At 74.9% G+C, this 26,139-nt stretch carries 24 protein-coding genes and 1 pseudogene; 15 read left to right on the top strand and 10 right to left on the bottom strand.

The window, feature by feature from the left end; genetic code table 11:
• Positions 1-53: 53 nt before the first annotated feature.
• On the top strand, positions 54-569 hold the full coding sequence (locus ACQPYN_RS25675) for a MaoC family dehydratase (protein WP_274193871.1): 516 nt from the start codon (positions 54-56) through the stop codon (positions 567-569).
• Here ACQPYN_RS25675 and ACQPYN_RS25670 read toward each other — a convergent pair.
• Positions 566-1,027: an NUDIX hydrolase gene (locus tag ACQPYN_RS25670; RefSeq protein ID WP_433039041.1), complete on the bottom strand. Its 462-nt coding sequence runs from the start codon at positions 1,025-1,027 to the stop codon at positions 566-568. The two genes, ACQPYN_RS25675 and ACQPYN_RS25670, sit on opposite strands and share 4 nt — an antisense overlap.
• A 109-nt stretch (positions 1,028-1,136) precedes the next feature.
• Here ACQPYN_RS25670 and ACQPYN_RS25665 point away from each other — a divergent pair, with 109 nt between their 5' ends.
• The 5 genes from ACQPYN_RS25665 to ACQPYN_RS25645 all read left to right on the top strand — a co-directional run bounded on the left by ACQPYN_RS25665 (position 1,137) and on the right by ACQPYN_RS25645 (position 4,160).
• Positions 1,137-1,295: a hypothetical protein gene (locus tag ACQPYN_RS25665; RefSeq protein WP_274188210.1), complete on the top strand. Its 159-nt coding sequence runs from the start codon at positions 1,137-1,139 to the stop codon at positions 1,293-1,295.
• 14 nt (positions 1,296-1,309) lie between these two features.
• Positions 1,310-1,861, top strand: a complete 552-nt coding sequence (locus tag ACQPYN_RS25660) for a PH domain-containing protein (RefSeq protein ID WP_274188211.1) — start codon at positions 1,310-1,312, stop codon at positions 1,859-1,861.
• Between the two features lie 22 nt (positions 1,862-1,883).
• Positions 1,884-2,762 (top strand): PHP domain-containing protein, encoded by an 879-nt coding sequence (locus ACQPYN_RS25655; protein WP_433029162.1) that lies wholly within the window; start codon positions 1,884-1,886, stop codon positions 2,760-2,762.
• A gap of 11 nt (positions 2,763-2,773) precedes the next feature.
• A complete protein-coding gene (locus ACQPYN_RS25650; RefSeq protein WP_433029160.1) occupies positions 2,774-3,628 on the top strand; it encodes a RecB family exonuclease in 855 nt (284 codons plus the stop codon).
• Positions 3,629-3,857: 229 nt separating this feature from the next.
• A complete protein-coding gene (locus ACQPYN_RS25645) occupies positions 3,858-4,160 on the top strand; it encodes a hypothetical protein (RefSeq protein WP_433029158.1) in 303 nt (100 codons plus the stop codon).
• A gap of 1 nt (position 4,161) precedes the next feature.
• Here the strand turns inward: ACQPYN_RS25645 and ACQPYN_RS25640 are convergent, their stop codons facing one another.
• The 4 genes from ACQPYN_RS25640 to ACQPYN_RS25625 form a co-directional block, all read right to left on the bottom strand.
• The gene (locus ACQPYN_RS25640) at positions 4,162-4,992 is read right to left on the bottom strand and encodes an oxygenase MpaB family protein (RefSeq protein ID WP_433029156.1); all 831 of its coding nucleotides are present in this window, start codon (positions 4,990-4,992) and stop codon (positions 4,162-4,164) included.
• Positions 4,992-5,987: an alpha/beta fold hydrolase gene (locus tag ACQPYN_RS25635; protein WP_433029154.1), complete on the bottom strand. Its 996-nt coding sequence runs from the start codon at positions 5,985-5,987 to the stop codon at positions 4,992-4,994. The genes ACQPYN_RS25640 and ACQPYN_RS25635 overlap by 1 nt, the downstream gene beginning before the upstream one ends.
• A gap of 88 nt (positions 5,988-6,075) precedes the next feature.
• The gene (locus ACQPYN_RS25630) at positions 6,076-7,038 is read right to left on the bottom strand and encodes an Rv3212 family protein (RefSeq protein WP_433029152.1); all 963 of its coding nucleotides are present in this window, start codon (positions 7,036-7,038) and stop codon (positions 6,076-6,078) included.
• 401 nt (positions 7,039-7,439) lie between these two features.
• Positions 7,440-9,245, bottom strand: coding sequence for a DEAD/DEAH box helicase (locus tag ACQPYN_RS25625; protein ID WP_433029150.1), 1,806 nt, complete (start codon positions 9,243-9,245; stop codon positions 7,440-7,442).
• 202 nt (positions 9,246-9,447) lie between these two features.
• Between ACQPYN_RS25625 and ACQPYN_RS25620 the strand changes: the two are divergent.
• Positions 9,448-10,238, top strand: a pseudogene (locus tag ACQPYN_RS25620) (ferritin-like fold-containing protein).
• 70 nt (positions 10,239-10,308) lie between these two features.
• A complete protein-coding gene (locus tag ACQPYN_RS25615; RefSeq protein ID WP_433039039.1) occupies positions 10,309-10,539 on the top strand; it encodes a DUF3107 domain-containing protein in 231 nt (76 codons plus the stop codon).
• A 41-nt stretch (positions 10,540-10,580) separates the two neighbouring features.
• On the opposite strand, the gene ACQPYN_RS25610 is transcribed toward ACQPYN_RS25615, so the two are convergent.
• Positions 10,581-11,165, bottom strand: a complete 585-nt coding sequence (locus ACQPYN_RS25610; protein WP_274193861.1) for a TetR/AcrR family transcriptional regulator — start codon at positions 11,163-11,165, stop codon at positions 10,581-10,583.
• A gap of 247 nt (positions 11,166-11,412) precedes the next feature.
• On the opposite strand from ACQPYN_RS25610, the gene ACQPYN_RS25605 reads away from it, so the two are divergent.
• The 3 genes from ACQPYN_RS25605 to moeZ all read left to right on the top strand — a co-directional run bounded on the left by ACQPYN_RS25605 (position 11,413) and on the right by moeZ (position 14,845).
• Complete coding sequence (locus ACQPYN_RS25605) at positions 11,413-12,534, top strand: alpha/beta fold hydrolase (protein WP_433039037.1); 1,122 nt, start codon at positions 11,413-11,415, stop codon at positions 12,532-12,534.
• Between the two features lie 203 nt (positions 12,535-12,737).
• Positions 12,738-13,571 carry a DUF3152 domain-containing protein gene (locus ACQPYN_RS25600; RefSeq protein WP_433029148.1) on the top strand — a complete coding sequence of 278 codons (834 nt, stop codon included), beginning with the start codon at positions 12,738-12,740 and terminating at the stop codon, positions 13,569-13,571.
• Positions 13,572-13,669: 98 nt separating this feature from the next.
• Entirely contained in the window at positions 13,670-14,845 is a 1,176-nt protein-coding gene (moeZ, locus tag ACQPYN_RS25595; RefSeq protein WP_433029146.1) for an adenylyltransferase/sulfurtransferase MoeZ, read from the top strand.
• Positions 14,846-14,953: 108 nt separating this feature from the next.
• Here moeZ and ACQPYN_RS25590 read toward each other — a convergent pair whose 3' ends face one another.
• Positions 14,954-16,402, bottom strand: a complete 1,449-nt coding sequence (locus tag ACQPYN_RS25590) for a cation:dicarboxylate symporter family transporter (protein WP_433029144.1) — start codon at positions 16,400-16,402, stop codon at positions 14,954-14,956.
• Positions 16,403-16,524: 122 nt separating this feature from the next.
• Here ACQPYN_RS25590 and ACQPYN_RS25585 point away from each other — a divergent pair, with 122 nt between their 5' ends.
• The gene (locus tag ACQPYN_RS25585) at positions 16,525-17,232 is read left to right on the top strand and encodes a response regulator transcription factor (RefSeq protein WP_433029142.1); all 708 of its coding nucleotides are present in this window, start codon (positions 16,525-16,527) and stop codon (positions 17,230-17,232) included.
• Here the strand turns inward: ACQPYN_RS25585 and ACQPYN_RS25580 are convergent.
• Together ACQPYN_RS25580 and ACQPYN_RS25575 are read right to left on the bottom strand one after the other, a co-directional pair.
• On the bottom strand, positions 17,196-18,308 hold the full coding sequence (locus ACQPYN_RS25580) for a sensor histidine kinase (protein ID WP_433029140.1): 1,113 nt from the start codon (positions 18,306-18,308) through the stop codon (positions 17,196-17,198). The genes ACQPYN_RS25585 and ACQPYN_RS25580 overlap by 37 nt on opposite strands.
• A complete protein-coding gene (locus tag ACQPYN_RS25575; protein WP_433029138.1) occupies positions 18,209-18,832 on the bottom strand; it encodes a hypothetical protein in 624 nt (207 codons plus the stop codon). The genes ACQPYN_RS25580 and ACQPYN_RS25575 overlap by 100 nt, the downstream gene beginning before the upstream one ends.
• Before the next feature lie 507 nt (positions 18,833-19,339).
• Here ACQPYN_RS25575 and ACQPYN_RS25570 point away from each other — a divergent pair.
• From ACQPYN_RS25570 to ACQPYN_RS25560, 3 genes are all read left to right on the top strand, one after another.
• A complete protein-coding gene (locus ACQPYN_RS25570) occupies positions 19,340-23,551 on the top strand; it encodes a glycosyltransferase (RefSeq protein ID WP_433029136.1) in 4,212 nt (1,403 codons plus the stop codon).
• Positions 23,552-23,613: 62 nt separating this feature from the next.
• Complete coding sequence (locus ACQPYN_RS25565) at positions 23,614-23,952, top strand: hypothetical protein (RefSeq protein WP_433029134.1); 339 nt, start codon at positions 23,614-23,616, stop codon at positions 23,950-23,952.
• The gene (locus ACQPYN_RS25560) at positions 23,940-25,448 is read left to right on the top strand and encodes a sodium:solute symporter family protein (protein ID WP_433029132.1); all 1,509 of its coding nucleotides are present in this window, start codon (positions 23,940-23,942) and stop codon (positions 25,446-25,448) included. The genes ACQPYN_RS25565 and ACQPYN_RS25560 overlap by 13 nt, the downstream gene beginning before the upstream one ends.
• 147 nt (positions 25,449-25,595) lie before the next feature.
• Here ACQPYN_RS25560 and ACQPYN_RS25555 read toward each other — a convergent pair whose 3' ends face one another.
• The gene (locus tag ACQPYN_RS25555) at positions 25,596-26,120 is read right to left on the bottom strand and encodes a hypothetical protein (RefSeq protein WP_433029130.1); all 525 of its coding nucleotides are present in this window, start codon (positions 26,118-26,120) and stop codon (positions 25,596-25,598) included.
• Between the last annotated feature and the right edge of the window lie 19 nt (positions 26,121-26,139).

Below are 26,139 nucleotides of genomic sequence, written 5' to 3'. Positions count from 1 at the left end.
TCCCGTCGCCCGTCCGACACCGCCATGACCACAGACGTTCAGGAGGCGGATTCGTGCAGTTCGGTCGGTACTTCGAGGAGTTCGAGGTCGGTGCGACCTACAAGCACTGGCCCGGCAAGACGGTCACCGAGTACGACGACCACCTGTTCTGCCTGATCACGATGAACCACCACCCGCTGCACCTGGACAACCACTACGCGTCCGGGACCCAGCAGGGCCGCAACGTCGTCGTCGGCAACTACGTGTACTCGCTGCTGCTGGGGATGTCGGTGCCCGACGTGTCGGGCAAGGCGATCGCCAACCTCGAGGTCGAGTCGCTGCGCCACGTCAAGCCGGTCTTCCACGGCGACACGATCTACGGCGAGTCGACGGTGCTGGACAAGAAGGAGTCGTCGTCGAAGAACGACCGCGGCGTCGTCGGAGTCGAGACGATCGGCTACAACCAGGACGGCGTGGTGGTCTGCATCTACCGCCGCAAGGTCATGGTGCCCAAGCGCCCGGCGGCCGAGGGCTCCGACGAGGCCCTGGAGGCCGAGCAGCCCCGCCGCCCGGTTCCCCAGCGCGACTAGAGCGACGAGAGCGGCAGGCAGTCCCACCCGCGCAGCGCGGCCGTGAGCCCGGTGACGAGCTCCCCGGCCGCGTCGAGCGCGTCGTAGGCGGCGGCGTCGACCCAGCGCGCGTCGGCGGCGTCGTCGCCGGCGCGCGGGGTCGCGGCCGGGTCGCGCGGGCGGCAGCGCAGGTCGTGGATCGCGAAGACCCGGCCGTCGGGCGCAGGCCGGCGCACACGGCCGACCTCCTCGCCCACCTCGACGTCGAGCCCGGTCTCCTCGGCGACCTCGCGGCGGGTCGCCTCGGGCACCGTCTCGCCGGGCTCGACCTTGCCGCCCGGCAGCGACCATCGCCCGGCCTCCGGCGGGTGGGCACGGCGGATCAGGAGGAGCCGTCCGGCGGCGTCGGTGACGATGCCGCCGACGCAGAGGACCTCGTCCGGGGACGACGCGCCGGGCACCGACCCCGGATCACGCATCGTCACAGGAGTTCACCCTAGTATCACCCGTGACCCGATGGCCGTCCGCGCCCGGACCGGCCCATACTGCCGACGCACGACCGTCGACCGAGCACCGCGAGGGAACCTGGTGAACGCGAAGAAGATCGGCATCATCGTGGGTGTCGCGTTCGCACTCTTCTTCGTCATCTCGCAGCCGCAGAATTCCGCCGACCTCGTGCTGAACATCCTCACTATCCTGGGTGATGCGGCCGCATCCGTGGTCGCCTTCATCCAAGCGTTGTTCTAGGTCCGGAGGCCGTCGTGCTGGCACCCCGCGAGGTCGACGAGTACGTCCTGCCGACCGAACGGCGGGTGATCCGTTTCCGGCGTCACTGGGCGGTCATCGTCGGCGAGGTGCTGCAGGCCGTCATCCTGTTCGTGCTGCTCGCGCTCGGCGCCGCGTTCCTCCCGCAGAACGTCGTGCTGGACAACCTGTTCTGGTACGGCGCGCTGCTCGTGCTGCTGAAGTCGAGCTACAAGGTCAGCGAGTGGTGGGTCGAGAAGGTCGTCGTCACCGACAAGCGGGTGATGCTGACCAAGGGGATCTTCACCCACAACGTCGGCATGATGCCGCTGACCAAGGTCACCGACCTCAGCTTCATCCGGACGTTCAACGGGCGCCTGCTCGGCTACGGGACGATGGTCATCGAGTCGGCAGGCCAGATCCAGGCGCTCAACCAGATCCACTACCTGCCCGACCCCGAAGAGGTCTACGAGGCGATCTCCGAGCTGGTGTTCGGCGACAAGCGCCAGACCCGCTCGTACACGCTCCCGGGGTCCGGGTTCGGTGGGGCGCGGGGCCGCCGGCGCTGAGACCGGCGCCGATACTGGGGTGGTGATCGATCTCCACACCCACTCCACGGTCTCCGACGGCACCGAGACCCCCACCGAGCTGCTCGCGACGGCCGCCGGCGCGGGCGTCACCGTGCTGGCGCTGACCGACCACGACACCACCGGCGGGTGGGCCGAGGCCACCGCCGCGAGGCCGTCGGGCATGACGCTGGTGCGCGGCGCGGAGTTCTCCACCGTGAGCCCGGACGGGCGGGGCGGGGAGGTCACCGCCCACCTGCTGGGCTACCTGTTCGACCCCGAGGACCCCGCGATCGTCGCGGAGCAGGAGCGGGTGCGTGCATCGCGACGGGACCGCGTGCGGGCCATGGGGGAGCGCATGGCCGCCGGCGGCCTGCCGGTCGACGGCGAGGCCCTGCTGGCGCGGCTGCCCGCGGACTCGCCCGCCGGCCGGCCGCACATCGGGCAGGCGCTCGTCGCGGCCGGGGTCGTGGAGTCGGTGTCCGAGGCGTTCGCCGGCCCCCTGCGCAAGGACGGCCCGTACTACGTCGAGAAGTACAACACCCCGATGGCCACGGCCATCGCGATGATCCGCGCCGCCGGCGGTGTCGCGGTGTTCGCGCACCCCTTCGCCCGGAAGAAGGGGCCGATCGTCGAGTCCTCCGTGATCCTGGACCTCGCCGCCGCAGGTCTGGACGGGATCGAGATCGACCACCCCGACCACGGTCCCGAGGACCGGGCGACCCTCGGAGCGCTCGCGGCCGAGACCGGGCTGATCGTCACCGGCTCGAGCGACTACCACGGTACGAACAAGACGAACACGCCGATCGCGGGCGAGACGACCGCGCCGGCGGAGTTCGAGAAGATCATCGAGCGTGCGAAAGGCGTCGAGGTCCTCGCCGACCGACGACCTCCCGCCACCTAGGGTGGACGGCGATGAGCATGCAGCTGGGTCTGGAGGGCATGCCCGCCCGCCTGGTGCGCGTGACCCCGTCGCGCCTCGCCACCTGGGAGGACTGTCGGCGGCGGTACCGCCTGACCTACCTGGACCGTCCCCCGCTCCCGCGCGGCGGTCCCCGGGCGGCGAGCACGCTCGGCGCCGTCGTGCACAACGCCCTGCAGGCGGTGTACGGCGCGCCGGCCGCGCGGCGCAGCCCCGCCCGGGCGGCCGCCGAGGTCGACCGCCAGTGGTCGTCCGAGGGGTTCCGCGACGACACCCAGGCCGCCGCCCACCGCGAGCGCGCCCGCACCTGGGTCGCCGACTACGTCGAGCGCCACGCCGTCGACGGCGCCCCGGAGCCGATGGGGGAGACCGTCGGCCTCGAGCGCTGGCTCAGCGCGCCGGTCGGGGCGATGGTGGCCGAGGGCCGCGCCGACCGTCTCGACGAGCGCGACGGCGAGGTGGTGGTCGTCGACTACAAGACCGGCCGGCGGGTGCCCGACGCCGACGACGCGCGCCGGTCGCCGGCGCTGGCCCTCTACGTGCTCGCCGCCCGCCGGACCCTGCGGCGCCCGTGCCGCCGTGTCGAGCTGCACCACCTGCCCAGCGGGACCGTCGCGGGCGTCGACCACGACGAGGAGTCCCTGGCCGCGCACCGGGCCCGCGCCGAGGCCGGTGCCGTCGCGCTCGGCGCCGCCGCGGACGCCCTCGACGAGGACCCGCGCCTCGCCGAGAGCCTCTTCCCGCCCGCACCGGGTCCCCGCTGCGGCTCCTGCGACGTGCGCCGACACTGCCCCGAGGGCCGCGCCGCCGCCCCGGCCGAGCCCGCGTGGGCGGGGCTCGCACCGTGAGCCGCGCCGCCGCGCCCGAGCCGGACCCCGACGGCGCCTGGGGCCCCTGGCGCCCCACACCGCCGCAGGGCTGGGCCCGGCACGACAGCGAGCACGACGACCCGACCCCGCCGCACGGGGGCGCCGCCGCCGGGCCGACGCCGGGCCGCGGCGCGCAGCGACCCCGCCCGACCGGGCGCCCCACCCCGCCGTCGGGGTTCCCCGGCACCGGGGCTTCCCCACCAGCGGCATGCCGCGCGCCTACCGCCGCGACCGGCTCGCCCGACCCCGCCGTCGCCTCGTGGCCGTCGCCCGGGTCCTCGCGGGCGGTCTCGTGGTGCTCGCGCTCGCGGTCATCGCCGCGCCGTACCTCCTCGGCGGCCCGGGAGCGGGCGCCGACACCGTGACCGGCCACGTGGTCGCCGCCGTGCTCGCGATCGGCGCCACGGCCGTCGCCGCCCACCGGCGCACGCCGTCCGGGCCCGCCCTCGCCGCCGCGGCGGCGGTCCCGGTGATCCTCCTGGTGGTGCTGACCACCTCCTGGTGGGCCTGACTCAGGACGCCTCGGACAACGCCTCGCGCTCGCGGGCCAGCGCCTCGCGCGCGACCGGTCCACGGCGCCAGTCCTCGGGCAGGGCGAGCACGGTGGTGCGCAGGGCGCGCAGCGTCAGCGTCGCGGCGAGGTCCGTGGTCGGCAGGGTGGGGACGCCGTGCAGGCTGCGTGCCCAGCGCGGCTGGAGGGCGAAGCCGAGGGCCGCGAGCGCGGTCCAGGCCGGGCGGGCCGGGGTGGTGAACGTCGTGCGCAGCGACATCGGCGGCAGCAGCAGGCGCAGCGCGGCGGCGCGGCTGGTGGACGACGCGACCAGGTCGGTGCGGCGGACGTCGGCGACGTAGTCGGCCACGTCCGCGCAGCTCGCGGGGACGTCGACGGCGCCGAGCAGCTCGGCCGCGACGACCTGCTCGCGGTAGTACTCGTCGGCCTCGGCGTCGCTGATCGGGGCGCCGGCGCGGCGCACCGCCTCGAGGAACGCGCTGACCTCGGTGACGTGCACCCAGCGCAGCAGGTCGGGGTCGCCGGCGGCGTAGTGGCGACCGGTGACCGGGTCGGTGCCCCGGACCCACTCGTGGGCGGCGCGCACCCGGGCGGCGGCCCCGTCGACCTTCGCGCGGTCGGCGAACGTCACCGTCATGACGTACTCCGCGGTGCGCTGCAGCCGCGGCCAGAAGGCGTCGTGGAAGTCGGAGTGCTGCTCGACCCCGGCCATCGCGAGCGGGTGCAGGGCCTGCATGAACAGCGACGAGATGCCGCCGGGGCCCGCGGCCGGGTCGGCGAGCACGCGCCAGGTGACGCTGCCGGGACCGAAGTAGCCGTCGTCGGAGCGCACTACCCGAGCATGTCGTCCCGGAGCCAGGTGCGCCACGTGGGGACGAGGACGTCGAGCAGGGCGGTGGGGTTCTCGACGTTCGGGGCGTGCGCGGCGTGGGGGATGCTCGCGAACTCGGCCTCGAGGCGGTCGGCCATGGTGCGCTGCATGCTGACCGGCCAGGCGTCGTCGTCGATCCCGCAGACGATCAGGCACGGCACCCGCCGGGCGCGGACGGCGGCGACGAGCTCGGCGGTGCGGTCGGGCTCGGAGCGCAGCGCGTCGCCCATGCCGAGCAGGCCCGCGACCGCCGAGCGGCGCAGGCGCTCGCGCAGCAGGGCCACGACCTCGGGATCGGTCGACGACCACTCGCCCGACGCGTCGCGCAGCGCCACGACCGCATCGATGCCGCGGCGGCGCAGGACGGGTTCGAGGACGTCGAGCTGGGTGCGCCGCCCGCCCATCGGCAGCTCGCCGGGCCCGGAGTCCATGAGGGTCAGGCCGTGCACCGGTGCCCCGGCCAGCACGGCGGCGCGCGCGACGAGCCCGCCGAAGGAGTGCCCGAGCAGCAGCACCCGCCGCCCGGCCGCGGCCTCGTCGGCGACGACCCCGGCCACCACCGGCCCGAGCGCCCCCGGGCGGTAGTCGGCCTCGGTGTCGGGGCCGGGCGACTCGTACTGGCCCGGCAGGTCGAGGGCCAGCACCCCGATCCCGGCGGCGGCGATCGCGTCGACCAGGGGCGCGAAGTCCTCCTTCGAGCCCGAGTACCCGGGCAGCAGCACCGCAGTCGCGGGCGGGCCCTCGACCGCGGCGGACTCGTCGGCGTCGGCGCGCCAGGCCGTCAGGGGTCCGAGGGCGGAGTCGACGGTGACCGTCCGGGCCCCGTGCGGGTGGCGCTGGGCCGTCCCGCGGGCGGGGGGCAGCGCCGGGGAGGCGTCGGGCGGGCGGTGCGGCGCGACCCCGTCCGCCGCGGCGCCGGCCGGCCGGGCGGTGTCAGGGGTCTCGGGGCGGCCCACCCACGTCACTCTGCCGCATCCGGGGCCGGTCCGGGGCGTGTCGGCGACCCCATCGGGCCCGCCCATCCGGCCCGCCCCTCCGGCCCCCTCAGCCCGGCGGGCGCAGCGCGACGACCGTGGTGCCGCGCAGCTCGACCACCGTGGTGCCCGTGGCGGCCACCGCGACCGGCGTACCGGCCGGCAGGCCGCGGGCGACGGGGATCGTCGGGCCGCGCGGGGCCCCGGTGGCCGCGTCCAGCACGGCCAGGCCCTCGGGGACGGGCACGAGGGCGACGGCGGCCGGGGCGCTACCCGGCCAGGCCGCGCCCGCACCCAGCGCCCCGGGCACGGTCCACCGCGGTCGCAGGTCGCCGGAGTCGAGCGCGACCGTCGCGCTGCCGGTCCACCAGAGCAGCACCGGGCCGACGGGTCGGACGGTCGCGGCCAGGTCCGGCGGGTCGGTGGTCGGCCCCGCGGCGGGACCGAGGATGTCGACCGTGCCGACGAGGTCGGCGGTGTCGGGCGAGGTGCCGACGACGTGCAGGGTGCCGTCCGGGCCGGCCCAGGCGGCGCGCTGGTCGGTCAGCGCGACGAGCCGGGCGCCGCGCACGCCGAGCAGCGTGCTGGAGCGCTCCTCGGGCTTCTCGGAGCTGGAGGGGTCGGCGTCGACCACGGTCAGGCGGTCGGAGTCGTCGCCGGGGCAGCGCTGGATCATGCCGACGGTGCCGCCGCCGACCGCGATCGAGCCGTTGGTGCAGTCGGCCCGCGGCTGGGCGTCGGGGGGCTGGACGGGCGTGGCGACGCGGCCGACCTCGGTGGTCAGCACCAGGTCGGAGCGCCAGGTCTCGACGTGGTCGGCGCCCGTGCCGGTGACGTGGTCGCGGTCGGCGAGCAGGCGGGTGCCCTCGCGCAGGTCGGCGTTGCGGGACGGCCCGCGGGCCCCGTTCGCCGGGTCGAGGGCGGCGACGTCGGAGCACCAGGTGCCCAGCGCGCCGTCGGTGCGGAAGACCGCGAGCACGTCGCCGAAGCCCGACCCCACGGTGCAGGGCGCCTCGGGGCGGAGTAGCGCCACGCCTCGCGGCCCGTCGCCGGGTCGAGGCCGGCGACGCCGTCGGGGCCCGCGGTGATGACGGCCGGACCGATGGCGAGCGGTGCCGGCGTCGCCGGGCTCTCCGCACGCCACGCCTCGGTGAGCGCGGTCGGCACCGGCCCGTCGGGCGCCGGCGCGAGCGGCACCGGGGCCACGCGGGCCTCGGTGTCGCCGGCGTCACCGGACGCCAGGACGAGCAGCGTGCCGACGACGGCCGCGACCGCCAGGAACGCGACGGCCACGAGGTCGCCGCGCCGCCGCCGCTCGGGCGGGGGCAGCCGGCGTCGACCGGGCGGGTCCGGTGGATCCGCCCGGTCGGTCGTGGGACCGGATGCCGGCCCTGACGTCCGCGACGACGTCGGCGAGCTCACCGCGCGCCGGGCCTACTCGCTGGTGGCGGCGGCGGACGCCGACTCGCCGGCGGTCTCCTCGGCACCCGAGCCGTTGCCCGAGCCGCCACCCGAGCGGGAGCCGGAGCCCCGCCCGCCGCGACGGCGCCGGCGGCGCGGACGGTCCTCGTCCGACGCCTCCTCGGTGCGCTCGGAGACGGCGTCGGTGCCGTGGTCGGTGCCGCTGTCGGTGTCGGCGGCGTTCTCGGCCGGGGCGCCACCCTCGGCGCCCTCGGACCCCGCGACGACCTCGCCGGCACGGCGCCGCGTGCGCGACCGCGAGCGGCGCCCGCCCCGCCCGGGGCCCTGCTCCTCGCTGCCCTCGGCGTCCTCGCCGGTACCGCGGCTGGCGTCGCCGCCCTCACCGCCGCGGGGACGCCCGCGCGACCGGCCCGCGGAACGCTCGCGCCCGCCGCGGCTCTCGCGCGTCTCGCGCTGGGGGCCGTCCTCGGCCTCCTCCTCGGCGGGGCGACGACGACGGGCGACGCGCCCGGTCGCACCCTCGGGGATGCCCATGTCGGCGTAGAGGTGCGGCGAGTTCGAGTACGTCTCCGGCGGCTCGGGCGCGCCGAGCGCCAGGTCGTCCGAGATGAGCTTCCACTTGGGGAGGTCGTCCCAGTCGACCAGCGTCACCGCGATGCCCGTGAGACCGGCGCGACCGGTGCGGCCGATGCGGTGGATGTAGGTCTTGGCGTCGTCCGGGCACTGGTAGTTGATGACGTGCGTGACGCCCGTGACGTCGATGCCGCGGGCGGCGACGTCGGTGCAGACCAGCACGTCGATGCGCCCGTCGCGGAACGCCTTGAGCGCGTGCTCGCGGGCGCCCTGGCCGAGGTCGCCGTGGACGGCGCCGACGGCGAAGCCGCGCTCGGCGAGCTCCTCGGAGACCTTGCTGGCGGTGCGCTTGGTGCGGGTGAACACCATCGTCGGACCGCGGTCGGTGGCCTGCAGCGTGCGGGCCAGCATCTCGACCTTGTCGAGCGCGTGGGCGCGGTAGACGTACTGCGCGGTCTTCTCGCCGATGGCCGAGGAGTCGACCTGCTCGGCGCGGATGTGCGTCGGCTGCGTCAGGAACGTGCGCGACAGCGTGATGATCGGCCCCGGCATGGTGGCCGAGAACAGCATCGTCTGGCGCTGGTCGGGCAGCATGCCGAGGATGCGCTCGACGTCGGGCAGGAAGCCCAGGTCGAGCATCTCGTCGGCCTCGTCGAGGACGAGCCCGCCGATCTTCGCCAGCACGAGGTGTCCCTGCTGGGCGAGGTCGAGCAGGCGGCCCGGGGTGCCGACCACCAGGTCGACGCCGCGCTGCAGGGCCGCGATCTGGCTCTCGTAGGGGCGCCCGCCGTAGATCGAGAGGACGCGGGTGCCGAGGTCGGCGCCCGCGGCCTCGATGTCCTTGGCGACCTGCACGCACAGCTCGCGGGTGGGGACGACCACCAGGACGCGCGGCGTGCCGTCCTCGGTGGGGCGGCCGAAGCGCTGCAGCAGCGGGACGCCGAAGCCGAGGGTCTTGCCGGTGCCGGTGCGCGCCTGGCCGATGAGGTCGTCGCCGGCGAGCGCCAGCGGCAGCGTGAGCTCCTGGATGGCGAACGTGCGCACGATCCCGGCGCGGCCGAGGGCCGCGACGATCGCGGGGTCGACGCCGAGGTCGGCGAAGGTGGGGGAGTCCTCGGCGACGGGGGCGTCGGCCTTGAGCGGCTCGACGGCCGGCTCCTCGTCGGCGTCGTGGCCTTCGGACTCGGATCGGGTGTCGGTCGTGACGGTGGTCAGGGGTCTGCCTTCCTCGCGGCTCGTGCGCACGAGGCGGGCCGGCTGGCTCGACCACGTCGGGGCGGCGACGGTGCACGGGGTGGTGCACGGGCCCGCTCCATCGTCGGAGCGTGACCCCACATCGCCGGACGCGGGAGAGCCGGCTGAGGCGCCCGCACGCTCGGGTGCGTTCCGCGGGACATGACGGCGACCGGGAGGTCGGCGACGGTGCGTGCCACCGCGGGACGTACCCATGCTACCCGCCGCCCCGGGAGGCCCGCGTCACCGCCGGTCCCGGGCGCCGGGCCCTAGGGTGGAGCGCCGTGACCGAGCCCGAGCGCGGCCGCCCCGCCACCACCGCCACGGGGGCTGTCGACAGCACCCCGAGAGCGCCCCCGCCGCCCCACCCGTCGACCTGCTCGGAGCCGTCGCGTACGGCGCGCTGACCGCCTTCACCCGCCTCGCGGCCGACGCCGCGCTCGCCCCCGACCTCACCGGGCGCGCCGAGATGGCGGCCCTCGCGGCCGCGGAGATGGCGCACGTCGAGCGCGTGCGCGCCCACCTGACCGACCGGGGCGTGGACCTCGTCGCGGCGATGGCGCCGTTCGCGGCCGTGCTCGACGCCTTCGCGGCCCGGACCGCCCCGCGGAACTGGGGGAGGCGCTCGTCGGCGCCTACGTGGGTCGCACGCTGGCCGTCGACCTCGTCGCCGCGACGGGCGCGGTCCCCGACGACGGGCGTGGGGGCGACGAGGCCGCCGAGCTCCTCCGGGGCCCGGACGCCGGACGCGAGGCCGCGGGGGAGAGCGGGTTCGACGCGTTCGCGGAGCACGCCGTCGTCGACCTCGTCGCCGACGAGCAGACCCGCGGTCACCTGGCCCTGTGGGGTCGCCGGCTGCTGGGGGAGACCCTCGCGGCGGCCGCCGAGGTGCTCGACGCCCATCCGGAGGCGGCGACGGCGCTGCTCGGTGGGACGTCGCGCCAGGTGGTGTTCAAGGCGCTGAAGTCGCGCCACTCCAAGCGGCTGCACGCGCTCGGGCTGTAGGACCCGACCCCCGGCCCGGCGGTGGACTAGCCTCGCGCGGGCACCAATGACGTCCGAGGTGGAGGAACGCGTGGAGGTCAAGATCGGCGTGGCGGAGAGCCCGCGCGAGCTGGTGGTCGCGAGCGACCAGACGCCCGACGAGGTGCAGGGGCTCGTCGACGAGGCGCTCGCCTCGAACGGCGGCACCCTCGTGCTCTCCGACGACAAGGGCCGCCGGTACGTCATCCCCGCGGCCCGGATCGCCTACGTGGAGATCGCGCCGTCGGAGGGCCGTCGCGTGGGCTTCGGTGTAGGGAGCTAGTCAGGGGGTCGTCGGGGCGCTGGTCGCCAGGGCCCCGATGATCACCCCTCCTGACGGGGGAAGCCGCCGATGCCGCGCCACGCGAGCTGGGACATCAGGGTGATCGCGTCCTCGCGGGGCGGCTGCAGGCCGGCGTCGAGCCAGTAGCGCGCAGCGGTGGTGGACAGGCCCACCAGCCCGACGGCGAGCAGGCGGGCGCGCTCGGGCTCGAGGCCCGCGTCGTTGGTGACGGCCTCGGTGACCGCGTCGATGCAGTCCGACGTCGCGCGGTCCACGAGCCCGGCGATCTCGGGCGTCGCCCGGGTGTCGGTCTCGAACACCAGGCGCATCGCGCCGTCGCGCGACGACACGACGTCGAAGTAGGCCTGGATCGTGGCCTGGACGCGCGCCTTGTTGTCCGTGGTCGAGCGGATCGCGGCGCGCACCGTGCGCACCATGTCGTCCGCGGCGCCCTGCACGAGGGCGCGGTAGAGGTCGAGCTTGCCGGGGAAGTGCTGGTAGAGCACCGGCTTGCTGACCCCCGCGCGCTCGGCGATCTCGTCCATCGCCGCCGCGTGGTAGCCGTGGGCGCCGAACACCTCGCGCGCGGCGTCGAGCAGCTGGGCACGCCGCGCGGAACGCGTCATGCGCGGGCGACCCGCGGCGGACCCGGGACTCGCCCCCGGAAGGCTCGCGCGCCCGTTCATCCCAGTCCCCCACTCGACCGCCTCGGCGGCTCGTGTGTGTCGGCCGCCCCGAAGGCACGACCCTACCCATCGGGTGACGATCGTGTGGCGTTGCGCCACGCCAGCGACGCATCGGGAGCCCCGGCCGTGCCCGTCGTCCGCCGTTCACGTGCGGGTCACGATGACGTCGCCGCGAGGACACCGCATGATGGTGTGCGTGATCGTCCGCCGCTCCGTGCCGTCCACCGGACCGGTCCCCCTCGCCGACCCCGCCGCGCTCGGGCCGATCGGCACCCCCGCGGCCCCGACGCCGTACTGGCCGGGCCGGGAGGTCGAGGTCGGCGGGGTGACGCTGCACGTCCGTGAGACGCCGGGCCCCGCCGGGACGGGCGAGACCGCCGTCTACGTCCACGGCCTCGGGGGCTCGTCGAACAACTGGACCGAGCTCGCCGCCGCCCTCTCGAGCCGCTGCCACGGGTACGCCGTCGACCTGCCCGGCTTCGGGCGCACGCGCCCGCCGTCGACGGGCGACTACCGGCCCGCGGCGCACGCGGACACCGTCATCGCGTCCCTCGAGGACCGTCGCCGGCAGGGGTCCGGGCCCGTGCACCTGCTCGGCAACTCGCTCGGCGGTGCGGTGTCGCTGCTGGTCGCCGCCGCGCGACCCGACCTCGTGCGCACGCTGACCCTCGTCAGCCCGGCCATGCCCGACCTGCGCCCGCTGCCCTCACGCCTCGGCGGGAGGCGCGCGGCGCTGGCGCTGCTGCCCCTGCTCGGGGGACGCGCCCGGGCCGAGCAGGCGGCGCGCACGCCCCGCGACCGGCTCGCGCACACCATGGCGCTCTGCCACGCCGACCCGGAGGCGGTCGGTCCGCACGCCTTCGCCATGGCCGCCGCGGAGGCGGAGGAGCGCGCGGAGCTCGCGTGGGCGCCCGAGGCGCTGCACCGCTCGTTCCTGGGGCTGGTGGGCACCTGGTTCGCGCCGCGGTCGCGCTCGCTCTGGGCTGCTGCCGCGCAGGTCACGGCGCCGACGCTGGTGGTGTGGGGCGAGCTCGACCGTCTCGTCGGCGTGGGACGCGCCGCCCGCACCGCCGCGACGCTGCCGGCCGGGCGCCTGCTGCGCCTGTCCGGTGTGGGTCACGTCGCCCAGATCGAGCGTCCCGAGATCGTCGCGAGGGCCGTGCTCGGGCTGTTCGACGGCGCGGCGGACGGGTCGTGGCCGGCGGCGGTATCCGCGGCCGCCGGGCCCGCCACCCGGACAGATGACGATCTCGTCCACCCGGGCGTCGGGCGGTCCCACCCCACCCCGTGTGGGACAGTTCCGGTGTGACCCGGCCGGCGCGGCGCCCTGCCGGCGGGGAGGACGCGTCGGCCGACTCCTCGCCCGACCTCCCGTACTCGGGTGACGGTCGCGGCGCGCGAGGCCGCGCGGAGGGCCCCACGGCCACCGCGGTGCGCGAACGCGCGGGATCCGGGAGCCGCTCCGGACGCGCTCCGGCGCGTGGACGTGCGCGCTCCGGCCCGTCCATCTCGGTGCTGCGGTCCTGGCGGACGTGGGTGGTCCCGGCGCTCGTGGTGCTCACCGTGCTGGCCGTCATCGAGGCCGTGTCCCCCGACGGGGACGCCGGGTCGGCGTCGCCGTTGCTCGCGCCCCCGACGGCCGCGCCGGTGGTGGGCGAGGCCCCGCCCGGTGCCGGTCAGAACGTCGACATCCCCACCGCGGAGCTGCCCGCGGGCGGCGCGTTCCCGGTGACGGGCTCCGGCACGTGGCACGTCATCCCGGGCACCACGCCGCAGGCCGGCACGGGTCGCGTCTACACCTACACCGTCGAGGTCGAGGACGGCGCCGTCCTCCCCGAGGGCGACCAGGCCTTCGCCACCGCCGTCGACGCCACGCTCACCGACCCGCGGAGCTGGGTCGGCTCGGGCCAGATCGCCGTGCGGCGCATCGACACCGGGGACCCCGACTTCCGTGTCAGCCTGTCGGCGCAGATGACCGCGCGCAGCCAGTGCGGATATGCGATCCGGTACGAGGCGTCGTGCTGGAAGTCCGACATCGGGCGCGTGCTCATCAACGGCGCGCGCTGGGTGCGTGGCGCCGGCGCGTTCGACGGGCAGCTCGGCCTCTACCGCCAGTACGCGATCAACCACGAGGTCGGGCACGTCTTCAACAACCCGCACGTGCCCTGCCCCGTCAACGGCGCCCTCGCGCCGGTGATGATGCAGCAGAGCTTCGGCACGGCGAACGACTACCTCGCGCAGCTCACCGAGGAGAACCCGCAGGGCACGCAGATCCCGCGCGACGGGAAGACGTGTCAGCCCAACGCGTGGCCGTACCCGCAGGGCGCCGTCGCCCCGGCCGGCTGACCGTCGGCCCGAGCGCCGGTCAGGAACAATCCCGGGGGCCGCGACGGTTGTGCGTCGTGAGGACCTGAGCATCGAACCGACAGGAGTTGAGGGCCGTCATGGCATCCCTGCCGCCCCTGGTGGAGCCGGCCGCGGAGCTGACCAAGGACGAGGTCGCCCGGTACAGCCGCCACCTGATCATCCCCGACGTCGGCGTCGAGGGTCAGAAGCGCCTGAAGAACGCCAAGGTGCTCGTCGTCGGTGCGGGCGGCCTGGGCAGCCCGGCGCTGCTCTACCTGGCCGCCGCCGGCGTGGGCACCCTCGGTGTCGTCGACTTCGACGTCGTCGACGAGTCCAACCTGCAGCGCCAGGTGATCCACGGGCAGTCCGACATCGGCAAGCCCAAGGCGCAGTCGGCCAAGGAGTCGGTCGCCGAGATCAACCCGCTCGTCACGGTGAACCTCCACGAGGTCCCGCTGGACTCGTCGAACGCGCTGGACATCTTCCGCGACTACGACCTGATCCTCGACGGCACCGACAACTTCGCCACGCGCTACCTCGTCAACGACGCGGCCGTGCTGCTCGGCAAGCCCTACGTCTGGGGCTCGATCTTCCGCTTCGAGGGCCAGGTCTCGGTCTTCTGGGAGGACGCGCCGAACGGCCAGGGCCTGAACTACCGGCACCTCTACCCCGAGCCCCCGCCGCCGGGCATGGTCCCGTCGTGCGCCGAGGGCGGCGTGCTGGGCGTGCTCTGCGCGTCGATCGGTTCGATCATGGTCACCGAGGCGATCAAGCTGATCACCGGCATCGGCGACACCCTGCTCGGCCGTCTGAAGATCTACGACGCGCTCGACATGGAGTACCGCGAGGTGAAGATCCGTCGCGACCCGAACGCCGCGGAGATCACCGAGCTGATCGACTACGAGGCCTTCTGCGGCACCGTCTCCGACGAGGCCCAGACGGCGGCGGTCGGCAACACGATCACCGCGCCCGAGCTCAAGGAGAAGATGGACGCGGGCGACAAGTTCGAGCTCATCGACGTCCGTGAGCCGCACGAGTGGGAGATCGTGAAGATCCCCGGCGCCAAGCTGATCCCGAAGGACAAGATCCTCTCGGGCGAGGCCTTCGCCGAGATCCCCCAGGACCGCCAGACGATCCTGTACTGCAAGTCGGGCGTCCGCTCCGCCGAGGCCCTCTCGGCGCTGCACAAGGCCGGGTTCTCCAACGCCGTCCACGTCGGCGGCGGGGTCACCGGCTGGGCGCAGCAGGTCGACACCACGCTGCCGACGTACTAGCCCGCCGCGCCGAGGAGATGCGCTCCGGCGGTCACCCGTGAACGAACGAACGCACCGTTCGCTGCGATAGAAGCAGCGAACGGCGCGTTCGTGTCTTCGGGAGTGGCGTCAGGCCGAGGCGCCCGCGGTGGCCGGGGTCCGGTCGGCCGGGGTCTCCTCGATCTCGTCGTCGCCCCGGTGGGTCTTCTGCTCGATGGCGTCGCGCACGAGGTCAGGATTGTCGAGCGCGGCCTGGAAGCGCTCGTCGTCGCGGTCGCCGTTCCACCCCGAGATGACCATGACGGCGACGGTGTTGCCGATGACGTTCGTCAGCGCGCGACCCTCGCTCATGATGCGGTCGATGCCGGCGATGATCGCGATGCCGATCGCGATGGACTCGACGGTGTAGAAGTCACCGCCGAACGCCTGCAGCGAGGCCGCGAGGGTCACCAGGCCCGCGCCGGAGACGCCCGCGGCGCCCTTGGACGTCAGCAGCATCAGCGCGACGAGGCCGATCTGGACGCCCCAGGGCAGGTCCTGCCCGCCGGCCTGGGCGATGAACAGCGCCGCCATCGTCAGGTAGATGCACGTGCCGTCGAGGTTGAACGAGTACCCGGTGGGCAGCACCATGCTGACCGTCGAGCGCGACGCCCCGGCCGACTCCAGCTTGGCCAGCAGGCGCGGCAGCACCGTCTCCGACGAGGACGTGCCGACGATGATGAGGATCTCGTCCTTGATCATCCGGATCAGCTTGAAGATGTTGAACCCGGAGTACGCGGAGACACCGCCGAGCACGACGACCACGAAGATCAGACACGTGCCCCAGAAGGTGACCATCAGGGCTGCCAGGTTGCCGAGGCTCTCGCCGCCGAGCGCGCCGACGGTGTAGGCGATCCCGCCGAACGCCGCGAGGGGCGCGAGGAACATGATCAGGCGGATCATGCCGAAGATGACCTTGGCGAACAGGTCGATGCCGCCGACGACGCGCTTGCGCAGCGCCGGCGCGAGCATCGACGTCGCCGCGGCCACGAGGATCGCCAGCACCAGGACGCGCAGGATCTCGTTCTCGACGAACGGGCCGACGAAGCTGTCGGGCAGCAGCGTGTTCGTGATGAACCCGATCGCACCGCCCTCGTCGCCGCCCTCGGCGATGTCGGCCTGCGCCTCGGCGAGCGTCGAGGGGTCGGGCGGGATCGGCGGGAAGCCCGCGCCCGGCTTGACGATGTTGACCACGAGGAGCCCGAGCCCCAGCGCGACCAGCGTCATGAGCAGGAAGTACGCCAGCGCCCGCGCCGCGATCCCGCCGGCGGCGGCGAGGCTGCCGATCGAGGCGATGCCGACGATCACGGTGCAGAAGATGACCGGCGCCGTGATCATCTTGATCAGCTGGATGAAGATGTCGGGCAGGAACTTCAGGTCCGAGGCGAAGTCGGGCGCGACGAGGCCGACCACGACGCCTGCCGTGATGCCCACCACCACCCAGAACCACAGCTGGGTCCAGACCCCGCGCCGCCGGGAGCCTCCGGAGCTCCCTCCGGTGCCCGGCGCGGGCCCCGCGTCCGCTGCCTGCGTCGACATCGTCGTCTCCTCTGCCCTGGGGGTGGCGTGCGTCTCATCTGGCAGGTGAGGCTAAGGCGCGTGTGTGGCGTCAGCGACGCGAACGTCGCGGAGTTGCGGACGAGTTGAGGAACGAGGCGGGCGTGAAGGTCGTGCTGGTCGAGGACAGCGCCCCGGTCCGCGACGCGCTCACCGCAGCGCTGCGCGCCGCCGGGTACCGCGTGTCCGCCGTCGGCACCGGGAAGGCGGCGCTCGAGGCCGTCACCGGGCCGGAGGCCGCCGCCGATCCGCCCGACCTCGTGCTGCTCGACATGGGCCTGCCCGACCTCGACGGCGTCGAGGTGTGCCGCCGGTTGCGGGCGCGGTCGACGGTGCCGGTCATCGCGGTGACCGCCCGGGGCCACCAGCAGGCGCGGGTGCTCGGGCTGCGCAGCGGGGCCGACGACTACGTCGTCAAGCCCTTCGCCATCGACGAGCTCACCGCGCGCATGGACGCCGTGCTGCGCCGCAGCGCGGGACACGTCGTCGCCCCGGTGATCGAGGCGGGGGCGGTGCGCATCGACCTGTCGCGCCGCGTCGTCGAGGTCTCGGGCCGCGAGGTGACGCTGCGGCGCAAGGAGTTCGACCTGCTCGCGGCCCTCGCCCGCCGCGACGGCGCCGTCGTCACCCGGGCCGACCTGCTCGACGACGTCTGGGGCCTCGCCCCCGACGACCCGGGGCGGGAGCAGGGCCTGCACTCGCTCGAGGTCCACGTCGCCGCGTTGCGCGGCAAGCTCGACGCCCCCGGCACGGTCGTCACGGTCCGGGGCGTCGGCTACCGGCTGGCCGCGGGGGAGTCGACCGGCGCCTGAGCCGGCCGTGGGCTGATCGGCAGCCGCACGGTGAAGACGGTGCCGCGCCCGTCCTCGCCCGCCCCGACCTCGACGCTCCCGCCGCGCCGGTCGACGACGCGGCGCACGAGGGCGAGGCCGAGTCCCCGCCCATCGGCGTGCTTGGTGGACCAGCCCGGCGTGAACGCCGCCTCGGGGTCGGCGAGGCCCGGTCCGTCGTCGGCGACCCGGACGACGACCGCCCCGTCCGCGACGTGCAGGTCGAGCTCCACCACGCCGCCGCCCCGCCCGTCGTGGGCACTCTCGAGCGCGGCGTCCAGGGCGTTGTCGAGGAGGTTGCCGACGACGGTGACGCGGTCGGTCGAGGCCTGCTCGTCCCCGGTGTCGGCCGCGTCGAGCGCGGTGCCCTCCCCGATGCGCAGCGCGAGCCCCCGGTCGCGGGCGTCGGTGGCCTTGTCCAGCACGAGCGCGGCGAGCGCGGGGTCCGCGAGACGGTCGCGCAGGTCCCCGTCGCCGGCCCCGTCGCCAGCGCCGAGGAGGTCGCGGGTCCAACGCTGGGCCAGGTCGCGGGCGTCGTCCTGGGCGCCGAGCTCGATGAGCGTCGACACCGCCTGCAGGTGGTTCGCGTGCTCGTGGGCGGCGAAGCGCAGCGCGCGGGTGACCGAGCGGGCGTCGTCGAGCTCGCGCGTCATCGCCTCCAGCTCGGTGCGGTCCCGCAGGGTGACGACCAGGTCGGGCGCCGGACCGGCCACGTCCGCGCGGTTGACCAGCAGCAGCCGCTCGCCCACGAGCATCGTCTCGTCGGTGACGGGGGAGCGGTCGGCGAGCCGTTCGCGCAGCGCGGGGTCGACGCCGAGCTCGTCGAGCGTCGGCCCGGCGGCGCGCGAGGGGGCGAGCGTGGCGGGCAGCCCGAGCAGCCGGGCCGCCTCAGCGTTGAGCACCACGACCCGCCCGGAGTCCGCGTCGAGCACCAGCAGGCCCTCGCGCATCGCGGCCATCACGGCCTCGTGGTGGCGGTGCAGGGCGGTGATCTCGTGCGGCTCGAGGCCGAGGGTGTCGCGCTTGACGCGGCGCGCCGCGAGCCAGGCGAGCCCCACCCCAGCGCGATCGCCACCGCGGCCGCCAGCGCGAGCACCGCGAGCTCCCGGGCGATCCGGTCGGCCACCTGCACCCGCAGCTGACCGGCCGCGACCATCCCGACGACGGTGCCGTCCGCCCCGAGCACCGGCACGATCGCCCGCACCGACAGCCCGAGCGTGCCGGGGAACGTCTCCACGAGCGTCGCGCCGCCGGCGGCGGGCAGGAACGTGCCCTGGTAGGTCTCGCCGATCCGCGCCGGCTCCGGGTGGCTCAGGCGGGTGCCGGCCGGGTCCATGACGGTGACGAACGAGACGCCGGTGCCGGCGCGCGTCGCCTCCGCGGCGGCCTGGATGCGCGGCACGTCCCGGGTGGCGACCGCGTCCGCCAGCCCCGGCGACGCGGCGAGCGCCACGGACACCGCGAGGACCTTGTCCGCGGCGTCGCGCTCGATCGTCTGGCGGGTGCTCCACGCGCTCACCCCGCCCGCGATCACGGCGGTGAGCACGACCGTCACGATCTCCAGCACGAGCAGCCGGCGCACCAGCCGCGAGCCCCCGCGACCCCGGGTGGCCGGGGTGTCCGTCGACGGGGCGCGCGCGCAAGCGTGGGTCGGGTCGTGGTCGCGATGCCGGTTGCGGAGAGCGACGGGTGGGCGAGGGGCTCCGCCGAACCCGGATGATCACGCTGTGCCACCGTCCCGTCGTCCCGTGCGCGGTCCCGACGCCTGCGCGCGGACTCGCGGACCCGGGCGGATCGGACGCCCGCGACGGAGCGGACCGCGCGGGCGCCCCGCGGGCCCGTGCGGCGCTCGGGGCCCTGCTCCGCGCGGGAACGCCGTCGCGCGTGCCGACGCGGCCCCGCGGGCGCTCGCAAGAACCGGACACCACGGGACAGAGCGACACGGACCGGCACGGAACCGGCGGGGATCGGGCCCGTAGCGCTCCCACGCCGCGTGACTGTCTGCGCGCTCCGGATATCGTCCTGTGCACGACGAGGTGACGGTCAGGACACGGTCGTGTCGCGGCGGGGCGGGAGGAGGTGACGGATCGTGACCAGGAGGCGCACGCGGTCGACGGCCCCGAAGCGCCGGTGGGGCATCTGGACGATGACCGGCGTCCTCGTCCTGATGGTGCTCACCGTCCTGACGGTCTCGGGCCTGGTGAGCTCCAGCATCGGCAACGACGCGCACGCCCGCGCGCCCGAGGGGCACGAGAGCGTGCCGGCGGCGATCAGCGCCGGCGGCCCGATCATCGACGCCCGCACCGACCCCGTGCGCTCGGGCCGACTGCCCGACCGCACCGTCGCCCTGACGTTCGACGACGGCCCCGACCCCGTCTGGACCCCGGAGATCCTCGAGGTGCTCGCGCGCCACCGGGTGCCCGGCACGTTCTTCGTCGTCGGCTCGATGGTCGCCCGGCACCCCGACATGGCCCAGCGGGTCGTCGCGTCGGGCTCCGAGATCGGCGTCCACACCTTCACGCACCCCGACCTCGCCGGCGTGTCCGAGCTGCGCCGCGACCGCGAGATCGCCGACACCGAGCTGGCCATCGCCGGCGCGACCGGCGTCTCCACCCACCTCGTCCGCCCGCCGTTCTCGTCGACCTCGGACGCCCTCGACGACCCGGGCTACGGCACGGTGCTCGCCGCGGGCCGTCAGGGCTACGTCACGGTGCTCACCGACGTCGACGGCGAGGACTGGCAGCGCCCCGGCGTCGACGCGATCGTCCGCAACGCGACCCCGCAGAACGGCGCGGGCGCGACGGTGCTGCTGCACGACGCCGGCGGCGACCGCGCGCAGACCGTCGCCGCCCTCGACCGGCTGATCCCGCAGCTGCAGGCCCAGGGCTACCGGTTCGCCACCGTCAGCGACGCCGCGGGCCTCGGCCCCCACGGGCAGCCTGCGCCGTCCCGCGACCGCATGGTGGGGCAGGGCCTGCTGGCCACGGTCGGCGTCGCGCAGGGCGTCGTGACCCTGATGAAGATCGCGCTGATCGGCGTCGGCGGCCTGGTGATCGCACGGCTGGTCGTGATGCTGGTGGTGGCCCGCCGGCACGCGAAGCGTCGTCGCGACCCGTCGTTCTCGTGGGGCGAGCCGGTGACCGACCCCGTCTCGGTGGTGGTGCCCGCCTACAACGAGTCCGAGAACATCGAGGCGACCGTCCGCTCGATCCTCGCGAACGACCACCCCCTCGAGGTCGTGGTGGTCGACGACGGCTCCACCGACGGCACCGCCGACCTTCTCGAGGACCTCGCCCTGCCCCGGGTGCGCGTCGTGCGCCAGGCCAACGCGGGCAAGTCCGCGGCGCTCAACCGGGGCGTGGCGGCCGCGAAGCACGACCTCATCGTCATGATCGACGGCGACACGATCTTCCAGCCGGACACGGTGGCGCAGCTCGTGGCGCCGTTCGCCGACCCCGCGATCGGCGCGGTCGCCGGCAACGTCAAGATCGCCAACCGCGACCGCCTGATCCCGCGGATGCAGCACCTCGAGTACGTCGTCGGCTTCAACGTCGACCGGCGCGTGCAGGACACCTGGGGCTCGATCTCGACGATCCCCGGCGCGGCGGGCGCGTTCCGGCGCGAGGCCGTGCAGGAGGTCGGCGGGCTCTCCTCGGACACCCTCGCCGAGGACACCGACCTCACGATCGCGCTCGGGCGCGCGGGCTGGCGCGTCGTCTACGCCGAGCGCGCCCTGGCCTGGACCGAGGCCCCGGTCTCCGCGGGCCAGCTGTGGCGCCAGCGGTTCCGCTGGAGCTACGGGACCATGCAGGCGCTCTGGAAGCACCGCCGCGCGCTGCGCGAACGCGGCGCCTCGGGCCGCATGGGGCGCCTCGGGCTGGCCCACATCGGGATCTTCCACGTCGCGCTGCCGCTGGCGGCGCCCCTGGTCGACCTGCTCTTCGTCTACGGGCTGCTCTTCGGCGACCCGGCGGTGGCGCTGCTGCTCTGGGGCTCGATGCTGCTGCTGCAGCTGATCGCCGGCGTCCTCGCGTTCCGGATGGACGGCGAGCCGCTCGGCCCGCTCTGGGCCCTGCCGGTGCAACAGATCATGTACCGCCAGCTCATGTACGTGGTGCTGGTCCAGGCCGTGATCAGCGCGCTCACCGGCGCGGGCGTGCGCTGGCAGAAGCTGCAGCGCACCGGCGCGGTCGCCGAGCACCTCGCGCCCGCGGCCCCGGCCCGGGCGGACACGCGCCTCGGCGACGACGGGCGCTCGCGTCCCGCGGCCGACCGCCTGCCCGCCCCGGCGGCCGTGCGCGGGCCGGCGCCGGACGCCGAGCCCGCGGAACCCGCCGCGACGCGTGCCCCGCGCACCGGCGGCGGCCGCGAACGGTGGCTCGACCTGCTGCGCGCCATCGCGCTGATCCGCGTCGTGACCTACCACGCGTTCGGCGACGGCTGGATGAGCATGGTGTTCCCGTCGATGGGCGTCATGTTCGCCCTCGGCGGGTCGCTCATGGTGCAGTCGCTGCGCCGCGGCGAGGCCCTCGACGTCATCGGTCACCGGCTGCGCCGCCTGCTGCCCCCGCTGTGGTTCTTCGGGCTGCTCGCCGTGCCCCTGATGCTGTGGCACGGCTGGGCCGGGCAGGACGCCGACGGGTCGGTGACCTCGCCGCTCGTGTGGTCGGACCTCCTGTACTGGGTCTTCCCGCTGGTCGACCCGCCGGGCAGTGACTGGGGCTCCGACGCGGTCGTCGGCCTCTGGTACATCCGCGCCTACCTGTGGTTCGTGCTGCTCACGCCACTGATGCTGTGGGTGTTCCGACGGCGCCCGCTGCTGGCGCTCTCGGTGCCGCTGCTCGTCGTCGGCCTCGACGCCGTGCTCGGATCGCCGATGGGCGAGTGGGGTGCCATCGGTCCCGTGCTCGTCGACGGCGCCACCTTCGCCGCCTGCTGGATGCTCGGCTTCGCCCACCGCGACGGCACGCTGCGCAAGCTGCCCGTCCTGCTCGCCTGGGGCGGCGCCGCCGTCCTCGTCGCGGGCGGTCTGGCCTGGGCGTTCACCCACCCCGCCGGCGACATCGGCATCGACCTCAACGACATCCCTTTCGCCCAGGCCCTGGTCTCGTTCGGTGCGGTGCTGCTCGTGCTGCGGTTCAACCCGGCGGTCGCGTGGCTGGAGCGGGTGCCGCTGCTCGGACGCCTGGTCACCGTCGTCAACGCCCGGGCGATCACGATCTACCTGTGGCACAACGTGGCCATCGCGGTCTCGCCCTCGATCGGCGACGTCCTGGGCTGGGAGTCCGAGGGCCAGCACTTCGCGATCGCCGTCGTCCTGATCGTCGTCAGCGTGCTCGCGTTCGGCTGGGTCGAGGACCTCGCCGCGGGGCGGTCGCTCTCGCTGCTGCCGAACAGCGGCGGCGGGGCCCGTCGCCCGGCCCGTCGTGCCGCCGAGGGCCCCCGCCCGCCGGTGATCCCCAACGACGTCGAGAACGGGGTGACGTCGGCGCTGTCGCAGGGTCGCTGCGCGCCCTCGTCGGCCGGGTCGTCGGCGCCGCGCCGCCCTCGGGGCACGCCGACCGCGTCGCCGCGGTCCTGCCCCGCCCCGGGCAGTCCCGTACCGACCAGCCGCGCCCCGGACAGACCGGCACCGACCAGCCGCGCCCGGGACGGGCCAGTGCCGACCAGCCCCGGCCCGACCGATCCCGTCCGGACCAGCCACGCCCCTCCTCCACCCCGGCGCCCCGCGCGGCGCCCGCGCCGTCGTCGCGGCCGGCGCCGCGGGGCGCTCCGGTCCCGGTCGGTGGCGCCCGCCGTCCCGTGCCGTCGTCCCCGCCGACCGGCGTCCCGGTGCCGGCGGGGGCGAGGAGTGCGGCCGGCTCCGCCGGGCCGGGCACCGGGCGGTACACGCCGGTGCCGCGCACGTCGGCCGTCCCCGGTGTGCCCGTCCCCGTGCCCGCCCCGCCGCCGCCGCTGCCGTCTCCCACCCCCACCCCGCCGCGACCGGCCCGAACGCCCGACGCGGCGACCGGGGTCGTGCCGAGTCGTCCCCGGGGCCACGACCCGGTGCTGTCGTTCCGTGATGCAGCGAGGGATGCGGCGGGGGATGCGGCGGGGGATGCGGCGTGGGATGCGGGGGCGGCGAACCGGCCGGGCGGACGTCCCGGGCGGCACAGCCGGCGTGGCGACGACCCGGCGCCGCGCCGCTGACCATCGGCCTCACAGGCGCCACACACGCCGCCACGCTTGTGTACAAGCACGCCCGCGTGCCCTGATTCGTCCCGGCCGATGTCTTGTCTGTGACTGTTCGTCCTCTTAGCTTGTACACAGAGCGAGGAGGTGTCGGAGCCGCTGACCGCCGGAGCCACGACGGGAGGACCGATGGACCGAGGACGTTCCACATCGCCCGATCCGGCGCCCGACCCGGCGCCGCACGCCGGGGGATCACCGACTCCGGCCCGGCCGCTGCGCGAGCCGATCCGCAGTCCCCGGCTGTGGATCGCCATGGCCGTCGTGATCATTGCGGGTGTGCCCCTGTACCTGCCGACGGGCTCGATCCGCCCGCTCGTCGGAGGGGTGCCCTACTGGCTGCTGATCAGCGTCGCGGCGACGCTGGCGTTCAGCGCCCTGACGTGCTGGGCCTGCCTGCGCGACTGGAACCTCGCCGAGCCCGCTGAGGAAGCGGCCGCACGCGAGGAGGTGAAGTCGTGGACGAACTGACGTTCTCCGGCACCAGCGGGGTGCTCGTCCTCTCCGCCTATGCCGTGATCATGTTGGTCATCGGGTGGTGGGCCGGGCGTGGCACGACGTCGAGCTCGGCGCGCAGCTACTACCTCTCCGGGAGCGGCCTCGGCTTCGTCGCGCTGTTCTTCACGCTCTACGCGACTCAGTACAGCGGCAACTCCATCGTGGGCTACGCGCCCGAGGCGTACCGGTCGGGCTTCACGTGGTGGCAGTCGGTGCCGTTCATGGTCGCCGTCATCGCGGCGTACCTGATCTTCGCGCCCCGGCTCTACGTCGTCGCCAAGCGCGAGGGCTTCATCACCCCCATCGACTGGATTCGGCACCGGTTCGGCCAGGGCAAGCTGACGATCCTGGCCGCCGTGCTCATGCTCTGGGGCCTTGCCAACTACCTGCTCGAGCAGCTGGTGGCGATGGGCCAAGGAATCTCCGGGCTGACCGGCGCGACGATCCCCTACGAGGTCGGCGTCATCGCGTTCGTCCTCGTCATGCTGATCTACTCGTGGTCGGGCGGGATGCGCGCCGTGGCGCTCACCGACGTCATGCAGGGCATCGCGCTGCTCGTCGGGGTCGCGGTATTGCTGTTCGGGGCGCTCTACCTCGTCGGCGGCGACGTCACGGGTGTGACCGCGACCTTGGCAGACACCGACCCGGAGAAGGTCGCGGTGCCCGCCACGGCCGACTCCGTGGAGTGGCTGTCGATGATCGTCCTCATCGGGTTGGGCGCCGCGGTGTACCCGCACGCGATCCAGCGCATCTACGCGGCGCGCAGCGAGCGCACGCTCAAGCGCTCCCTCGCTGTGATGGCGTGGATGCCGCTGCTCACCACCGCGGTCGTGTTCGTGGTGGGCATCGTCGGTACCCAGCTCTTCCCCGGCCTGTCCGAGGACGACTCCGAGCAGCTCGTCGGCATGATCGCCAACGAGGTCGCGGGGCTCGGTGTCTTCTTCTACATCATGATGATCCTGCTGTTCGGCGGGGTCGTGGCGGCCATCGTGTCGACCGCCGACTCGGCGCTGCTGGCGTTCTCGTCGGTGGTCGCCCGCGACGTCTACGGCCGGCACGTCAACCCGGCCGCGCCGGAGAAGCGCCAGGTGCTCGTCGGCAAGATCGCGGGAGTCGTCGCCGTCGCGATCCTCCTCGTGATCGCCTGGAACCCGCCGGGCACGCTCTACGACATCTTCGTGCTCAAGTTCGAGCTGATCGTGCAGCTCGCCCCGGTGTTCATGCTCGGCCTGTACTGGCGGCGCATGGCGGCGGGTCCGGCGTTCTGGGGGATGCTCGCCGGCGCGCTGATCGCCGGCGGCCTCACCCTCGCCGGCGTCGACGACCTCGGCGGCGTGCCGGGCGGGCTGCTCGGGCTCGCCGTGAACGTCGGGGTCTGCGTGATCGGGTCCCTGGTGGTCGGGCGGCCCGACGACAGCCCGTCCGAGGACCCGATGCCGGCGCAGGAGGCGACGGTCGGGGCGGCCTGAGTCCCTGCTCGCCCTCGGGACGGCAGGGCACGGTGCGGTGGGGTGGGGCGGGGTGCCAGCGTCGTCCGCGAGACGGAGGGTGACGTCGGAGCGCTCCCCGTCTCGCCGAGGGCGTGCGGGGGCACGATCGGACGGGCCGCGCGCCGCTCAGGAGTACGCGGCGACCATCCCGATGACGACGCCCACCCCGCCGATCACGGCCACCACGGCGCCCCAGAAGAGCGCCGGGCGGATGTTCCGCGTGCGCTCGGTGCCCCACATGACCACGGCGGGCAGCAGCCCGAGGACCGCGACGCCGAGGAACGGCAGGGTGAGGGCGGCGAGGACGCCCGCGGTGCCGTTGGGCACGGCGCGGTCGCCCTCCGGACCGAGCTGGGCCGGCCGGCTCTCGCCGGGCGTCGAGTCCGGCGTGGCGTCGACCGCGGTCGGGAGGCCGCCGCCGGCCGGGACGAAGGTGCCGACGCAGTCGTAGCGGCCCCTCCCGAGGTCGGTGCACTGCTCGACGGTGAGGGTCCCCGGGCTGCCGACGGCGCCCGACGCGAGCCGCACGTCCGAGATCGAGAAGGCGATCGGCAGCACCCCGATCACGAGCCAGAGGACCACCAGGATCGCCTTGCCGACCGGCCCGGGGTCGCGTCGGGCGGGCCTCGGGGCGCCGAAGAGCTCCGTCACGGGGCCAGCATGGACGAGC

Source organism: Actinomycetospora sp. CA-053990, assembly GCF_050948445.1.
In the GTDB taxonomy this organism is placed as follows: Bacteria; Actinomycetota; Actinomycetes; order Mycobacteriales; family Pseudonocardiaceae; genus Actinomycetospora; species Actinomycetospora callitridis.
This window is presented reverse-complemented; position numbering and strand designations above follow the sequence as displayed.

Bases quoted from the DNA above. Each gene is read 5' to 3' on its own strand.
- ACQPYN_RS25605 (WP_433039037.1), top strand. From the start codon at position 11,413: ATGGTGTGCGTGATCGTCCGCCGCTCCGTGCCGTCCACCGGACCGGTC.
- moeZ (WP_433029146.1), top strand. From the start codon at position 13,670: ATGGCATCCCTGCCGCCCCTGGTGGAGCCGGCCGCGGAGCTGACCAAG.
- ACQPYN_RS25645 (WP_433029158.1), top strand. From the start codon at position 3,858: ATGCCGCGCGCCTACCGCCGCGACCGGCTCGCCCGACCCCGCCGTCGC.
- ACQPYN_RS25670 (WP_433039041.1), bottom strand. From the start codon at position 1,027: ATGCGTGATCCGGGGTCGGTGCCCGGCGCGTCGTCCCCGGACGAGGTC.
- ACQPYN_RS25610 (WP_274193861.1), bottom strand. From the start codon at position 11,165: ATGACGCGTTCCGCGCGGCGTGCCCAGCTGCTCGACGCCGCGCGCGAG.
- ACQPYN_RS25590 (WP_433029144.1), bottom strand. From the start codon at position 16,402: ATGTCGACGCAGGCAGCGGACGCGGGGCCCGCGCCGGGCACCGGAGGG.
- ACQPYN_RS25650 (WP_433029160.1), top strand. From the start codon at position 2,774: ATGAGCATGCAGCTGGGTCTGGAGGGCATGCCCGCCCGCCTGGTGCGC.
- ACQPYN_RS25565 (WP_433029134.1), top strand. From the start codon at position 23,614: ATGGACCGAGGACGTTCCACATCGCCCGATCCGGCGCCCGACCCGGCG.